The sequence below is a fragment of the Streptomyces spinosus genome (assembly GCF_020400655.1).
GTDB lineage: Bacteria > Actinomycetota > Actinomycetes > Streptomycetales > Streptomycetaceae > Streptomyces > Streptomyces argyrophylli.
This window is the reverse complement of the sequence record NZ_JAINRC010000012.1, coordinates 282,670-296,578: the sequence shown is the minus strand read 5'-3', so window position 1 is coordinate 296,578 and position 13,909 is coordinate 282,670. Positions and strand designations below refer to the sequence as shown.

15 protein-coding genes and 7 tRNA genes are annotated in these 13,909 nt (G+C 73.9%); 9 read left to right on the top strand and 13 right to left on the bottom strand.

The genetic code is table 11. The features are described 5' to 3' along the window. Positions 1-9: 9 nt before the first annotated feature. From LG395_RS23940 to LG395_RS23920, 5 genes are all read right to left on the bottom strand, one after another. Positions 10-81, bottom strand: a tRNA-Val gene (locus LG395_RS23940). Positions 82-120: 39 nt separating this feature from the next. Beyond that, positions 121-567 (bottom strand): SRPBCC family protein, encoded by a 447-nt coding sequence (locus LG395_RS23935; RefSeq protein ID WP_225811145.1) that lies wholly within the window; start codon positions 565-567, stop codon positions 121-123. Between the two features lie 588 nt (positions 568-1,155). Beyond that, positions 1,156-2,214, bottom strand: coding sequence for an alpha/beta fold hydrolase (locus LG395_RS23930; protein WP_225811144.1), 1,059 nt, complete (start codon positions 2,212-2,214; stop codon positions 1,156-1,158). A 516-nt stretch (positions 2,215-2,730) separates the two neighbouring features. After that, positions 2,731-2,802, bottom strand: a tRNA-Val gene (locus tag LG395_RS23925). Between the two features lie 85 nt (positions 2,803-2,887). Next, positions 2,888-3,364: a TIGR02611 family protein gene (locus LG395_RS23920; RefSeq protein ID WP_171158092.1), complete on the bottom strand. Its 477-nt coding sequence runs from the start codon at positions 3,362-3,364 to the stop codon at positions 2,888-2,890. A gap of 191 nt (positions 3,365-3,555) precedes the next feature. Here LG395_RS23920 and LG395_RS23915 point away from each other — a divergent pair, with 191 nt between their 5' ends. Continuing rightward, on the top strand, positions 3,556-3,969 hold the full coding sequence (locus LG395_RS23915; protein WP_004002642.1) for an SsgA family sporulation/cell division regulator: 414 nt from the start codon (positions 3,556-3,558) through the stop codon (positions 3,967-3,969). Between the two features lie 316 nt (positions 3,970-4,285). Beyond that, a complete protein-coding gene (locus LG395_RS23910) occupies positions 4,286-4,846 on the top strand; it encodes a CGNR zinc finger domain-containing protein (protein WP_171158090.1) in 561 nt (186 codons plus the stop codon). An 83-nt stretch (positions 4,847-4,929) separates the two neighbouring features. Here the strand turns inward: LG395_RS23910 and LG395_RS23905 are convergent, their stop codons facing one another. Both LG395_RS23905 and LG395_RS23900 read right to left on the bottom strand, forming a co-directional pair. Further along, on the bottom strand, positions 4,930-5,133 hold the full coding sequence (locus LG395_RS23905) for a hypothetical protein (RefSeq protein ID WP_225811167.1): 204 nt from the start codon (positions 5,131-5,133) through the stop codon (positions 4,930-4,932). A gap of 103 nt (positions 5,134-5,236) precedes the next feature. Further along, on the bottom strand, positions 5,237-5,689 hold the full coding sequence (locus LG395_RS23900; RefSeq protein ID WP_171158088.1) for a hypothetical protein: 453 nt from the start codon (positions 5,687-5,689) through the stop codon (positions 5,237-5,239). A 209-nt stretch (positions 5,690-5,898) separates the two neighbouring features. On the opposite strand from LG395_RS23900, the gene LG395_RS23895 reads away from it, so the two are divergent. Next, positions 5,899-6,423: a DsbA family protein gene (locus tag LG395_RS23895; RefSeq protein WP_225811143.1), complete on the top strand. Its 525-nt coding sequence runs from the start codon at positions 5,899-5,901 to the stop codon at positions 6,421-6,423. A gap of 121 nt (positions 6,424-6,544) precedes the next feature. On the opposite strand, the gene LG395_RS23890 is transcribed toward LG395_RS23895, so the two are convergent. Genes LG395_RS23890 through LG395_RS23880 form a run of 3 tightly spaced genes read right to left on the bottom strand, consistent with a single transcriptional unit; the run spans position 6,545 to position 9,292 of the window. Next, the gene (locus tag LG395_RS23890; RefSeq protein WP_225811142.1) at positions 6,545-7,369 is read right to left on the bottom strand and encodes a GNAT family N-acetyltransferase; all 825 of its coding nucleotides are present in this window, start codon (positions 7,367-7,369) and stop codon (positions 6,545-6,547) included. A 49-nt stretch (positions 7,370-7,418) separates the two neighbouring features. Continuing rightward, positions 7,419-8,240 carry an aminotransferase class IV gene (locus LG395_RS23885; RefSeq protein ID WP_171158084.1) on the bottom strand — a complete coding sequence of 274 codons (822 nt, stop codon included), beginning with the start codon at positions 8,238-8,240 and terminating at the stop codon, positions 7,419-7,421. After that, positions 8,237-9,292, bottom strand: a complete 1,056-nt coding sequence (locus LG395_RS23880; protein ID WP_225811141.1) for a chorismate-binding protein — start codon at positions 9,290-9,292, stop codon at positions 8,237-8,239. The genes LG395_RS23885 and LG395_RS23880 overlap by 4 nt, the downstream gene beginning before the upstream one ends. 178 nt (positions 9,293-9,470) lie before the next feature. Here LG395_RS23880 and LG395_RS23875 point away from each other — a divergent pair. The 5 genes from LG395_RS23875 to LG395_RS23855 all read left to right on the top strand — a co-directional run bounded on the left by LG395_RS23875 (position 9,471) and on the right by LG395_RS23855 (position 9,941). Further along, positions 9,471-9,543 (top strand) — tRNA-Gly (locus LG395_RS23875). A 38-nt stretch (positions 9,544-9,581) separates the two neighbouring features. After that, a tRNA-Cys gene (locus LG395_RS23870) sits at positions 9,582-9,655 on the top strand. A 1-nt stretch (position 9,656) separates the two neighbouring features. Further along, a tRNA-Val gene (locus LG395_RS23865) sits at positions 9,657-9,728 on the top strand. Between the two features lie 40 nt (positions 9,729-9,768). Further along, positions 9,769-9,840, top strand: a tRNA-Val gene (locus LG395_RS23860). Between the two features lie 29 nt (positions 9,841-9,869). Further along, positions 9,870-9,941 (top strand) — tRNA-Val (locus LG395_RS23855). Between the two features lie 63 nt (positions 9,942-10,004). On the opposite strand, the gene LG395_RS23850 is transcribed toward LG395_RS23855, so the two are convergent. The 3 genes from LG395_RS23850 to LG395_RS23840 form a co-directional block, all read right to left on the bottom strand. Continuing rightward, positions 10,005-10,301, bottom strand: coding sequence for a TFIIB-type zinc ribbon-containing protein (locus tag LG395_RS23850; RefSeq protein WP_225811140.1), 297 nt, complete (start codon positions 10,299-10,301; stop codon positions 10,005-10,007). A gap of 80 nt (positions 10,302-10,381) precedes the next feature. Beyond that, the gene (locus LG395_RS23845) at positions 10,382-11,398 is read right to left on the bottom strand and encodes an aminoglycoside phosphotransferase family protein (protein WP_225811139.1); all 1,017 of its coding nucleotides are present in this window, start codon (positions 11,396-11,398) and stop codon (positions 10,382-10,384) included. Positions 11,399-11,662: 264 nt separating this feature from the next. After that, entirely contained in the window at positions 11,663-11,839 is a 177-nt protein-coding gene (locus LG395_RS23840; protein WP_171158080.1) for a hypothetical protein, read from the bottom strand. A gap of 602 nt (positions 11,840-12,441) precedes the next feature. Here LG395_RS23840 and LG395_RS23835 point away from each other — a divergent pair. Next, the gene (locus LG395_RS23835) at positions 12,442-13,881 is read left to right on the top strand and encodes a serine/threonine-protein kinase (RefSeq protein ID WP_171158079.1); all 1,440 of its coding nucleotides are present in this window, start codon (positions 12,442-12,444) and stop codon (positions 13,879-13,881) included. Positions 13,882-13,909: the final 28 nt, after the last annotated feature.

Below are 13,909 nucleotides of genomic sequence, written 5' to 3'. Positions count from 1 at the left end.
CTTTCCCGGTGGGCGATACTGGGTTCGAACCAGTGACCTCTTCGGTGTGAACGAAGCGCTCTCCCACTGAGCTAATCGCCCGGGAACGCACTGAACAATACAGGTCCCGGCCGGGTTCCTTCAAACCGCTTCCAGGTGGCGCAGCAGTCCGCGCCGTCCCGCCCGCATCATCAGCCGGTGATTGAGGCGGAAGAGCGGCCGTCCGGGTACGGCGAGCCGTCTGAGCAGGGGCTTGCGGACGCGGACCTCCTGGTCGTAGCGGGCGAGGGCGCCGGGGCCGCCGGGGGTGACCGTCCAGCGGGCCCAGCCGTCGATGTCGCCGGACAGGGTCACCTCCAGGACGCCGGCGGCGGGGTCGCGCCGGGTCTCCCGCACGGTGGAGGTGAGGGCGTACGGCAGCGCGGACCGGATGGTGATCACGCCGGTGCCGTCGTCCAGCCGGGTCACCGCCCGTACCTGCGGCCACCAGCGGGGGTAGTCCTCGGCCCGCTCCAGTGCCGCGTACACGGTGGCCGGCGGGGCGGGCAGGGGCCACACGCTGAGGAAGCGGTAGTGGTTCCATTCCATGGGTCGAGTGTGCGCGAGGTCGCGCGGGGGCCGTCGTGCGGGTTCGTCGTGCGGGGATCTGAGTACGGGTACTCATGCGCCGGGCCGCGGCGGGCGTCACGCTGGGGGCGCGAGCGCCGCCGCCCGTGCAGCGGCGCTCCCCCTCTTGCCGGTCTCCCGGGTGGAGGACTCGGGCGTTGCGGTAGCGGCAGTCCGTTCGGCCCAAGACGGCCGAGGGGTGGGATGCGGAGACCGGTCGGGGCGCAGGCTGCGCGACGCCCTCGCCTAAGTGGGCCAGGTCAGCTTTCCGGCCTGCGCCTGTGATGCCGGATCGAGGGGAATTCCTCGCTTGTCATACTTCCCGGGGAATGTGACGGCGTTTTGGGAACGTCCGGGAATTCCGCCGACGGGCCGCGTCCGGAAGTTCTCCCAGAAGATGTCCTCGGCACCCCACCACAAGTAACGGATCGTCACCGCCCCCTTCCCGGAGCCGCTGTCGGCCCCCGCGCCGAGCCCCCGGCATTGCCGTCGGCATCCCGGCCGCCTTCAGGATCGTTCGCCCGGGGCCGGTCAGGTCGGCAGACCGGAGACCCGCGCGCCGGCTGCCGGTCACACCGGCAGGGACGCCAACCAGTCGAGCAGGATGCGGTTCGTCTCGTCCGGGCGTTCCTGCTGGACGAAATGCCCGCATCCGTCCAGGATGTGCGAGCCGAGCAGTCCCGGCAGGGTCTTGGGGAAGGCCGTCAGCGCGTCGGCCAGCCAGGCGAGGGAGGCGTCCCGCTCACCCCCGATGAACAGCGAGGGCTGCGTGACCGGGGCGTTCGCCCGACCGGCCAGGTCCGCCCAGTCCCGGTCCATGTTCCGGTACCGGTTCAGGGCACCGGTCATCCCGGTCCGCTCGAACTCTCCGGCGTACACGTCGAGGTCGTGCTCCTCCAGCCAGGACGGCAGGACACCGACGGGGAAACGGTCACGCAGTGTGCCGCCGGGGCTGACGAAGTACGGGGCCGGGGCGTCCGGCGCGGGCATGGTGCCGGCGGACAGGGCCGCGTAGAAACCGGCCAGCCACCCGCGCACATCGGGCTCGATCTCGGCCTCCGCACGGCCCGGCCGCTGGAAGTACGAGACGTAGAACTCCTCCCCGGCGCCGCCCTCGGCCCCCTCCCCCGCCATCGCCGCGAAGACCTCGCTGGGCCGCGGGCCACCCGGCGGGGTGTACGGCACGCTCAGCAGACCCACGGCCCGGAACACGTCCGGCCTGGTCAGCGCCGACGCGGCGGCGATCGACGCACCCCAGTCGTGCCCGACGAGCACCGCGGACCGCTCGCCCAGCGCCTCCACCACGGCGACGTTGTCCGCGACCAGCTCCAGCATCCGGTACGCGTCCACCGCGTCCGGCCTGGACGAACGGCCGTAACCCCGCACGTCGATCGCCACCGCGCGGTAACCGGCGGCGGCGAGCACCGGCAATTGGTGGCGCCAGGCGTACCAGGACTCCGGGAAGCCGTGCAGGAGCAGCACGAGCGGACCCTGCCGGCCTTGCTGCACGGCGTGGGTGCGGCCGGCGGGGGTGGGGAGGACGAGGTGGGTGGGGGCGGGGACGGCGGCGGGCCCGGGAGCGCGGACAGAGGCGGCGTCCGGAGTGCCGGCGGGAGAGGGACTGGGCATGGGACCTCCTGAATGGTGGTGTGCCTACGCCGGCCGGGGCTGCGGTGCCGTGCGTCGGCGGGGGGCCGGGCGGGTCCGTGAGCGCTGGGCAGGACGGCCGTTCCGCGACGGCCGGGCCGACCAGCGAGGCTTCAGACGGCCGGGCCGACCAGCGAGGCTTCAGGTGGCGGAGCCGAGGATGCCGTCGGGCGCCGCGCGGCCGGGTGACGGGAACGATCATCGGGACGTGTGGTCGGTGGCGGATCCGCGCCGGTTGGCCTGGTCCCCGGGTGCGGGCGGCCCGTCGTGCCCGCGCGCGGCCGAGGTCCGACGGCCGGCGCTCGGGCTGCCCGGCCGGCCCCGCGTCGCCATGATCCGGTACGCGGCCCCGCGGGTACGAGCGTTGTTGCCGTTTCCGCAAAACGCGCCGGTGCGGGAGTGCCGGAGGTCCCGGTCCCTCGTAGCCGCCACCGGCAGGACGGGGTGCCCCTACGCCGACGGCCCACCTGCTGGTCGCAGGTGGGCCGTCGGTCCGGGTGGGCGATACTGGGTTCGAACCAGTGACCTCTTCGGTGTGAACGAAGCGCTCTCCCACTGAGCTAATCGCCCGGGCACAGGGAGAACATTACCCCATGTCAGGCGGTGCTTCCGACCGGCGTCGGGCGGCGCAGGGGCTCCGGCCCCGGGGGCCGCGTCACTGGTCCTTGATCTTCCACGGCATGACGAGGCCGAATTTCCACAAGTAGATCCCGGCGAGCACGCCGATGATCACCAGCCCGACCACGGTGAGGGTGATGTTGCGGCGGCGCACCCTGGGGTCGAGGGCCCGGTGGGCCGCCTCGGTGACCTTGCGTTTGGTCCAGCGGAGCACGAGCTGGGCCCAGACGAACTCGGTCGCCCAGATGGCCATGCCCCCGAAGATCACCACCCAGCCGGGCCCGGGCAGCGGCAGCATGACGATCCCCGCGCCGACCACCGCGAGGCCGACCACGAAGACCCCGACCTGCCAGCTCAGGTGCAGGACCCGGCGGGCCTTCACGAACTCCGGCGCCCGTGAGCCGAGCCCGCGCTCGCCCTCGTGCCCGGCCTCCTGGCCGGTCTCGGGCCGGTCCGCCCTCGCTTCGTCCGCTGCCACGGCGACCTCGCCCGGATCGTCACTCCCCGTATTCATACAGACAAACCCTACCCGAGTGAATCCAGTCACCGGAATGGTCGTAGGTCTGGCACGAGTTCTCGGCCGGAAGAGTTACGTAAACACACGCAAAACCCTCAGAGGGGTTTACAACGGCACCGTAGGTGGCATGTCGATTTCGCCGACGTGCGAATCCCCGAGCGCACACTGAGCGAAAGGCCCTGGCGCTTATGAACACCACGGTCAGCTGCGAGCTGCACCTGCGCCTCGTTGTGTCGAGCGAGTCCTCCCTGCCTGTCCCCGCAGGCCTGCGGTACGACACGGCCGACCCCTACGCCGTGCACGCCACCTTCCACACCGGAGCCGAGGAGACCGTCGAGTGGGTGTTCGCCCGCGACCTCCTCGCCGAGGGGCTTCACCGGCCCACCGGCACCGGCGACGTCCGCGTCTGGCCATCCCGCAGTCATGGTCAGGGCGTCGTGTGCATCGCCCTCAGCTCCCCGGAGGGAGAGGCGCTGCTCGAGGCCCCGGCGCGGGCCCTGGAGTCCTTCCTGAAGCGAACCGACGCCGCCGTGCCGCCCGGCACGGAACACCGGCACTTCGACCTGGATCAGGAGCTTTCGCACATCCTGGCGGAGAGCTAGGCCGCGGCCCTTCCGAGCAGCCCGGCGCCGTCCACTCGGGGAGACGGCTCGGGCCAAGACAACCGCATACGGCACAGGCAGGCGCCGTCACCGTGAGTGCTGCGGAGGCGGCGTCGGGCCGTACGCGTCCGGCTGCCCTGCGTGTGCGTCCGGGTGCGCTGCGTGCGGACGGCCCCGCCCGGGAACCCCCGGGCGGCCGGCGGCGTCTACCGGCAGGCGAGAGGTCCGGCACACACGGGTGCGGTGGGCGCGGTTGTCGCTACCATCGGCCAGCATCGGCGGGCGTCCGCCCGACCCCCAGGCCAGGGAGCGAAACGTGCTGATCACCCACGACACCCGGTGCGCCCTCGACACCGTGGTGGATCTGGTGAACACCGCGCCGGAGGATGACGCGGCGGCGGACGGACTGCCCGATGTCCCGGCTCTCGCGGATTTCGTACGGGGCCACAAGATGAGCGACGTCGGCGTGCTCTCGGAGTTCGACCTCTCGGCGGTGCGCCGGGTCCGGGCGCGGTTCGCGGCGATCTTCGCGGCCCCGGACGCCCGGTCCGCCGCCATGATGATCAACGAACTGGTCGCCGCCGCGGGCACCACGCCCCGGCTGACCGACCATGACGGCTACGACTGGCACGTGCACTACTTCGCACCGGGCGCCTCCGTGGCCGACCATCTCGCCGCGGACTGCGGAATGGCGCTCGCCTTCTTCGTGGTGGCGGGCGAGCAGGAACGGCTGCGGCGCTGTGAGGCCCCGGACTGCCGGCGCGCCTTCGTGGATCTGTCCCGCAACCGCTCGCGCCGCTACTGCGACAGCCGCACCTGCGGCAACCGGCTGCACGTCGCCGCCTACCGGGCCCGGCGCAAGGAGGCGGCCGGCTGAGGAGGCGGCGGGCCGAGGTGTCCTCCGCCCACCCCGGTGCGACGTCGGTCCCGGCGGGTGGCGCCGGGACGGACGTGTACGGCTCACAGCAGCAGCAGGTCGTGCAGCGCAGCCATGAGCAGCAGACACCCGATCACCGCAAGGAAGATCATCAGCGGTGGCTGGGAAAGGGCGAAGAGGCATCCGCGCGGCTCGTCCTTCTGCGGCGCGGCCTCGCTCTGTTGCGTGTCCAGCATCTCGCGGCCGATGATGGCGCACCCGAGGGGCCGTACGCGATCAACGCTCACGGATCTTGCGGGACTTCACCGAATACCGCGAGGTTCGTCCGGCTCGTGAACGATTCCGGCCGTCCGGGGACCCTCTGTGTCGTTTCAGCCAGTCATGTGACTGTCATATGCCGTGCTTCTTCAAGATGGCCTCGATGTCGCTGAAGTCCTCGCCCGAGTCGGCGGTCCGGGGCGCGCCGGCCCGGGGGCCGGCCGCGGGGCGGCCCGCGGGCCGGGATGCCCCGCCGAGGGGCGGCGCCGGGGCCGCCGGCGCCACCGCGTCCCGCTCGGCCCGCCCGGTCGTCTCGCGTCCGCCGCCTCCGCGCCGTCGCTCCACGGCACGCGTACCGGCGAACAGCAGCCAGGCCGCGCCCAGCACCCCGAAGCCCGCCCAGGCGGTGGGGCTCAGGGCGGTGTCGGCGAGCCAGCCGACGACGCCGGTCATGACCAGGCCGACCGGCACCAGCGAGTAGGCCGCGAGGCGGGCCGCCGCCAGGAAACGCTTGCGGTAGGCCGTGACCACCGCGATACCCAGGCCCGCCGCCGACACGGCGGAGCAGACTGTCTCGGCAATCATCCGTCCTCCTGGCGGGCTCGTCCGTCGCCTCCATCGTGCACCGCCCGGTCCCCGCGATGCCATGCCCCGGCCAGACATCAGGGACATCTCCGGGTCGCCTCCTACTGGAGTGCCGGTGCAGGCCCGACGCCCGGAGCGCCGGTCCCCGCCCCACCGACCGGCCCAGGTCCCGATTGGGCCGCCCGGTCCCGGCCTGGAAGACTGGAGGCATGAGCGACTCCACCCCCGCACGCACCGAAGCCCTCGTCCTCGACGTCTGGTGCGAACTGCAGTGCCCCGACTGCCGCACCGCCCTGGACGACGTCCGCGCCCTGCGCGCCCGCTACGGCGACCGGCTCGAGCTGCGGCTGCGGCACTTCCCGCTGGAGAAGCACAAGCACGCCTTCGCCGCCGCCCAGGCCGCCGAGGAGGCGCTGGAGCAGGGCAAGGGCTGGCCGTACGTGGAGGCCGTGCTGGAGCGGGTGGCGGAGCTGGACCGTCAGGGAGAACCCCTCCTGATCGAGGTGGCCCGGGAACTCGGCCTGGACGCCGAGGAGTTCGACACCGCGTTGATCGACGGGCGGCACATCCTGGCCGTCGACGCCGACCAGGCCGAGGGCAAGGCGATCGGCGTGACCGGCACCCCCACGTACGTCATCGGCGGCGAGCGCCTCGACGGCGGCAAGAGCCAGGAGGGCCTGCGCGGGCGCATCGAGGAGATCGCGGACCGGCTGCTGGCCGACCGGGAGGTCTGACCCGGGGGCGGGCGGGGGCGCGGGACGGCTCCGCGGGGCCTGGCGGCGTGCGAGCCGTCGCCCCAGGCCGCGCGGCACGGCCGGCCCGCGCGGTCCTACGGCAGGGGCGCGCTCCGCGGTCCTACAGCAGGGGCTTGCTCAGGGAATGGGTCACCGTCTCGTAGCCGAGTGACGCGTACAGCCGCTCGGCCGGGGTGTTGCCCGCGAACACGTTCAGGCCGAGGACCGTCCGGCCGGCCTCGATCGCCTGGCGTTCCGCCAGCAGCATGAGCGTACGGCCGTGTCCCCGCCCCCGGTGGGCGGCGAAGGTCTCCACGTCGAACACGAACGCCTTGGCGTCCTCCAGGGCCAGCCAGAGGGTGCCCACCCGGGTGCCCTCGTGCTCCAGCACGCTGAAGAGCACGCCCTCGGTCGCGAGCCCGTGCGGCAGCAGCCGCGCGTGGTCGTCGCGGGCCTTGGCCCGGGCCGCGGCCTCGGGGACGCCCCGCCCGATCCACCCGCGTGCGTACCGCTCGCCCTCCGCCTCCTGCCAGGCGGCGAACTCGGCCTCGGTCATGGGGCGCGCGTGGCTGCCCGGCGGCAGCGCGGGCGGGGTGGCGCCGAGTCGTTTCTCCATGCCGCGGTTGCGCACCGTGTAGCCGAGGGCACCGAACAGGCGCAGCGCGGCGTCCGCCGTCGCGGGCACCACCGCCTCCATCTGTGCGCAGCCCCAGCCCCGGGCCACCTCCTCCGCGGCGAGCGCCGCCACGGTGCCCCGGCCGCGCCGCCGGTCGGGCTCGGCGATCCGCAGGTCGACGACGCGGGCCACCGACGCGCCGAGGGACGGCGAGGTGCCGAGGTGGATCTCCCCGACGGGACGGCTGTTCACGCACACCGCGTAACGGCGGGAACGGGATCCGTCGGGGTGCTGCTGGAGCGGCCCGGCCGGCCGCAGGGTCGTGGTCATCACAGGTGTTCTACCCGGGACGACCGCTCGCGTCAGCCCGTTTTCCGGCTCAGGGATCCAGGTCCCGCCCGGCCTGCTCGTCGAAGATCCGCATGGCCTCGGCGGTCACCGGGCCGCCGGTGCCGGGCAGTTCACGGTCGTCGACCCGGTGCAGGGCCTGTACGTCCCGCAGCGTGGAGGTCAGGAAGACCTCGTCGGCGCGCCGGAGGACGTCCAGCGGCAGGTCGGTCTCCTTGGCGCCGACCCACTCGACGACCAGGGCCCGGGTGATGCCGGACAGACAGCCCGAGGTGACCGGCGGGGTGTGGATCTCGCCGTCCAGGACGACGAAGACGTTGGACCCGGTGCCCTCGCACAGCTGTCCGACCGTGTTGCCGAACAGCGCCTCGGAGGCGCCGTGTTGGTGGGCGCGGGCCAGGGCGACGACGTTCTCGGCGTACGAGGTGCTCTTCACGCCGGCGAGGGCGCCGCGTTCGTTGCGGGTCCACGGGACGGTGATCGCCGCCGTGGAGTCGGGGCGGCGGCTGGTCCCGCCGACGGCGACCACCAGGGTCGGGCCCTGGTCGCCGCGGTCGGAGCCGAGCGGGCCGTGGCCTCCGGTGTAGGTGATCCGCAGCCGGCCCAGCGGCACCGGGTCCGCCTCCAGGACGGCCGCGCAGGCACGGCGCACCTCGTCGTGGTCGGGGTCGGGCAGGCCGAGGCTGCGGGCCGAGCGGGTCAGCCGGTCCAGGTGCCGGGTGAGCGCGAACGGCGCGCCGTGGACCGCCTTGACGGTCTCGAAGACACCGTCGCCGACGGTCAGTCCGTGGTCGAGGACGGAGATCCTGGCGGATTCCAGGTCCCGCAGCTCGCCGTCCAGCCAGATCCTCACAGGAGCGCCCCCTCGGTCTCGTCGTACGCCCCCGACGCTACCGCGAGCAGCCGGGACGCCTTCAGCTCGGTCTCCCGCCACTCCCCCTCCGGGTCGGACCCCCAGGTGATGCCGGCTCCGGTGCCGAAGCGCAGGGCGCCCGCGGCGCGGTCGATCCAGAAGGTGCGGATGCCCACGGCCAGCTCGGCGGTGCCCCGGTCGGCGTCCACCCAGCCGATGCCTCCGCAGTACGGGCCGCGCGGCGCCGTCTCCAGCGCCTCGATGATCGTCAGGGCGCTCGCTTTGGGGGCGCCGGTGACCGAGCCGGGCGGGAAGGCCGCGGCCAGCAGCTCCGGCCAGCCGGCGTCCGCCCGCAGCTCGCCGCGGACGGTCGAGACGAGGTGGACGAGCCCCGGGTGCTTCTCCACGGCGCACAGGTCGGGGACGGTCACGCTGCCGGTCGCGCAGACGCGGCCGATGTCGTTGCGCACCAGGTCCACGATCATCACGTTCTCGGCGTAGTCCTTCTCCAGCAGGTCCGCCTCGGTGCGTCCGGTGCCCTTGATCGGTCCCGACTCGACCGTGCGGCCGTCGCGGCGCAGGAACAGCTCGGGCGAGGCGGTGGCGATCTCCACGCCGTGCTCCGGCAGCCGGATCGTTCCCGCGTACGGCGCAGGGTTGCCGCGGGCCAGCAGCGCGGTCAGGGCGTCCACGTCGGCGGCGGGGCCGACCGGCGCGCTGAGCACGCGGCAGAGGTTGGCCTGGTAGACCTCGCCGGCCGCGATGTGCTCGCGGATGCGGTGGACGGCCGCGGTGTACGCGGCGCGGTCCAGGGAGGAGGTCCAGTCCCCCGGCCGCGGTCCCCGCCATCCGCCGGGCACCGGCGCGGGCACCGGCTCCTCGCGTACGTCCGCGAAGCGCGCGCAGGTCAGGCGGCCCTCGAAGTCCGCGCAGACGGCCCAGAAGCCGGTGGAGTCCAGGGCGGCCGGATCGCTGGTGACGTCGAGGAGGCCGGTGGCGACGCGGTCGCCGAAACGGGCCAGCGGGGGGAGGCCGGACGGGTGGTGGAGCACGTGGTCGAGTCTAGGGCGGGTGTCCGGGAGCCGGCCGCGGGATGTCCCGGAGGGGGCCCTGACCACGGGGTCCGCCGGACGCACCGCAGCACGCTGCGCAAACGCGTTTTTGTACTGGCCCGGGAATCCGCTAGAGTTCAACACGTCGCCGGGACGCGCAAGCGGACCGAAACGACAGGCGGACGTAGCTCAGTTGGTAGAGCGCAACCTTGCCAAGGTTGAGGTCGCGAGTTCGAGCCTCGTCGTCCGCTCGAAGGAGAAGGGGTCGTCCCGATCCCCTTACACTCCTGGTGGAGTGGCCGAGAGGCGAGGCAACGGCCTGCAAAGCCGTCTACACGGGTTCAAATCCCGTCTCCACCTCCAAGGACGATTAGCTCAGCGGGAGAGCGCTTCCCTGACACGGAAGAGGTCACTGGTTCAATCCCAGTATCGTCCACTGGATCTTCGGATCCTGGGTCTTCTCGGAGATCCCGCCCGCGCGATTAGCTCAGCGGGAGAGCGCTTCCCTGACACGGAAGAGGTCACTGGTTCAATCCCAGTATCGCGCACTGTCTGTGACCCACGGGTCACGGCCCGCGGACGATTAGCTCAGCGGGAGAGCGCTTCCCTGACACGGAAGAGGTCACTGGTTCAATCCCAGTATCGTCCACGCAGCAAGGAGCCCCCGGCCGTCTCGTACGGCCGGGGGCTCCTGCGTGTGCCCAGCGGGTGATCAGCTGGAGAAGAGCATGTGCCCGAAGCTCTTGTGGCGATGGTGGCCGTAGTGACCGTGACCGCCGTGACCGCCGTGCGGGGCGCCCCAGGCGGGTGCGGGCGGAGCCGCCGGGTAGGCCTGCGGTGCGGCGGGCGGGGGCGGCGGGGCCGGCTGCGACCACTGGGCCTCCAGGCGGGTCAGCGCCTCCAGCTCGCCGTAGTCGAGGAATATGCCGCGGCAGCCGCTGCACTGCTCGATCTGGACGCCGTTGCGGTTGTAGGTGTGCATCGGCGCATGGCACTTCGGACACTGCATGGTCGGCTCAACTCCTCGCCGGTCGGTCCTGCTTCGTGTTTCCCCAGGACAGACTCCGTCCGGCCCCGGGCGGTTGCAGCCTAGGCCCTCTCGCTCGGGGATCGGGGTGCGGACGCCGGGGGGAAGCCGGCGGGGACGGACGGCATGCGCGCGCACGCGTCCACCACGGCCTGTTCCACCTCGTCCAGCGGGCGGTCCGCGGCGAGCGCCTTCGCGACCGCGAGGGCCGCCGTCTGCACGGTGAGCGCGCGGGCCGGGACGTCCAGGGCGGTCCAGGGGTCGCCGTCCGCGGGCACGGCCGGGCCGCCGGCCTGCCGGTAGGCGGTCAGGAAGCGGGTCCACTCGTCGGGCGGGAGCAGTCCGCAGGCGTACCAGGCGGCGGGGCGGGCCAGGTCCCAGGCCGGGACGCCGGCACCGAGGTCGTCCACGTCGATCAGCCTCCACGGCCCGTCCGGTGCGGGGTGCCGTACGAGCTGGCCGAGGTGCAGGTCGCCGTGGCAGAGGGCCGGCGGGCCGGGCATCGGCGCCTGCGCGCGAGCCCAGGCGGGCAGGGCGGCCCAGGCTTCCAGGACGGGCCGCGCGGCCGGATGCGCGGCCCGTCCGGACGTGGTGAGCAGGGCCGCCCGGAGGCGGTCGAGCGCGCGGGCGGCCTTGACGGGGCCGCGCATCGGAGGGAGGCCGGCGGGGACGGGGGTGCGGTGCAGGAGGGCGAGGAGGGTGGCGGCGGCCTCCCAGGGAGCGGCGTCCGGGTCGTCCGGGTCCACGGGGGCGCCGTACGGCCAGAGGGTGACCAGGCGGTCGTACAGGGTGGCCGTGACCGGGGTGAGCGGGGGCAGGAGCAGGCCGGGGTGGCGCGCGGCCGTGGCGACGCGGAGGGTGAGCGCGGCGGGGTCCGTGTCCGGGGCGTGGGCCTTGGCGACGGTGATGTCGTGGCGGACGACGGTGGCGTCCGGGCGGTCGGCGAGGGGGGCGCTGGGGCAGGAGCAGGAGGCGGCGGGACTGCGGGGGTGAGCGGCGGCCCTGGCCCGGTCGGCCAGCGCGGACACGAGGGCGGGGTCGCCGGTCCCGGCGCTCGCGGTGGTGGTGTCTGCGGTCAAGGGGGCCTCGGGGCGGGGCTGGTCGGGTGCTGGGGTGAGGGTACCGGGGGCGGGCGGCGGAGGCCGGGCGAACCGTGTGGGACCGCCCCGGGCGCGAGTAGCCGGCGTGCGCGCGGCGGACCGGCGACGCCGGGTGAACGGCCAATGCCGGCGCAGCTCCCCAGCTGCGCCGGCATTTGTGCCGTCCGCCGTACCCCCGTCCCCACGGGGTTTCATGGATCGATGTCCCCGCCCGGACCGCTCTTCCGGGCCTGGGGTCGCCGCTCAGCGCCCCAGCATCGCACCCACGGACGACGCCTGTGTGGCCACCGTCTCCCAGCCGTCGAAGACGAGCAGGAGCAGGGCCGCCAGGGGAAGGGCCATCAGTGTCGCCACCAGGGGGTGGCGGCGGCCCGTTCGGCGGGGGGCGAGCGCCGTGCGTCGCGGTGCCGTGTGGGCCATGGTCCCTCTCCTGACCGTTTCGGTTGTCGTCGGCAGCGGCGGGTGGTGACCTCGGGGGACGAGTGCTGCACCCGCCGCTTGACCTCAAATCTAGGCGCGCGGCGTCCACCGGACGTCATGCCCGCGTACCGATTGCCGGGCCTCCATGAGGATGAGCCATGACCTGCGACGTACTCCCCTGGGTGGAGACGCGGGCCGGCGTCTCGGGGTCTTCCCGGAGGGGTAGCCCGCTTCGTCCCGTTATTTCCGGCGCGCTCTATGGGATGAGTTGAGTGACTTCGATCACTCCCGTCCTGGTCGGAGGGAGTGCCGGGGGTGGACCGGCATCCGGGGCGCGGGCACGGCCGCGCGCCGCCGACGGCCGCCGGCCGGTGGGCGTACCGGCCCGTGCACCGCGGCCCAGCAGGACGTCAACCCGCCTGCCGCACCGACGGGTTGAGGCCACCGGTGGCGCGAAGTCGCCGTCCGCCCGCACCTCCTGACCGCGTTTCACCTCCCCCGGACGGCCGACACAATCCATCCGGCCCAGAGGGCGCGGCCTCTGCGCGCAGGCGGCCGTGGAAACGTAAGCTGTGCCACGTCACAGGGACCGGGCAGCGGGGATGAACATGGCGATGATGCGCCTGAGGCGCGAGGACCCGCGCGTCGTCGGCTCGTTCAGGCTTCACCGACGGCTCGGCGCGGGCGGGATGGGCGTGGTCTATCTCGGCTCCGACAAGAAGGGGCAGCGGGTCGCCCTGAAGGTGATCCGGCCCGATCTCGCGGAGGACCAGGAGTTCCGGTCGCGCTTCGCGCGCGAGGTGTCGGCGGCCCGGCGGATCAGGGGCGGGTGCACGGCCCGGCTGGTCGCCGCGGACCTGGAGGCGGAACGGCCCTGGTTCGCCACCCAGTACGTACCGGGCCCGTCCCTGCACGACAAGGTCGCCGAGGAGGGCGCTCTCGGCGCGGCGGACACGGCCGCGATCGGCGCGGCCCTGTCCGAGGGGCTGGTCGCCGTGCACGAGGCCGGGGTCGTGCACCGGGACCTGAAGCCCTCCAACATCCTGCTGTCCCCGAAGGGGCCGCGGATCATCGACTTCGGCATCGCCTGGGCCACCGGTGCCTCCACGCTCACCCACGTGGGGACCGCGGTCGGCTCCCCCGGCTTCCTCGCCCCGGAGCAGGTGCGCGGGGCCGCGGTCACGCCGGCCACCGACGTCTTCTCCCTGGGCGCGACCCTGGCGTACGCCTCGACCGGCGACTCGCCCTTCGGGCAGGGCAGTTCCGAGGTGATGCTGTACCGGGTGGTGCACGAGGAGCCGCAGCTGTACGGCGTCCCGGACGCCCTGGCCCCGCTGATCCGGGCCTGCCTGGCGAAGGACCCCGACGAGCGGCCCAGTACGCTCCAGCTGTCGCTGCGGCTGAAGGAGATCGCCGCCCGGGAGGCGCAGGGCCTGGACGGCGTACGGCCGCCCTCGCCGCGGGCCGCCGAGGCGGACCGGCCCACCGGACGGCTCGCCGACACCTACCCCGAGCAGCAGCGCACCCAGCGGCGCGCCTCCCCCGGCACACCGCTGCCGCGCGGCGGCAACCCCGCCCGCGGCGGTGCGCCCTCCGTGTCCTCCAGGGGCGGGGTGTCCTCACGTGGCGCGGTGCCCTCCCGCGGTGGCAGCGGTGCGCGCGGTGGCGGTGCAGGGCCCTCCCCCCGGCCGGGCACGGCGCGCCCCACTCCGGTGCCGCGCGGCGGCGGTCCGCGCTCCGGTGGCGGCCGGCCCGCTCAGCGCGGTGGTTCCGGCCGGCCGGGGCAGCGCCCGGCGGGCAGCCTACGGCGGCCGGCCAATCCGCGGCTGCTGCGGCAGCGGCTGTTCGTGTTCGTGGTGGTGACGCTGCTCGTGGCGCTCGGCATCGCGGTGGCCCAGGGCTGCCAGGGGCCGGCGCGCGGGCTCGGCGACGACGGCGCCCCCCGGCAGCAGCAGACCCAGCCGGGCCACTCGCCGCTGGGCGACGCGACGTTCGTACCGAACCCGGACACGTCCGCCGTGAGCCGCGACGCCGGCAACTGAGGGCCGCCCGCGGGTCGGTTCGGCGGGC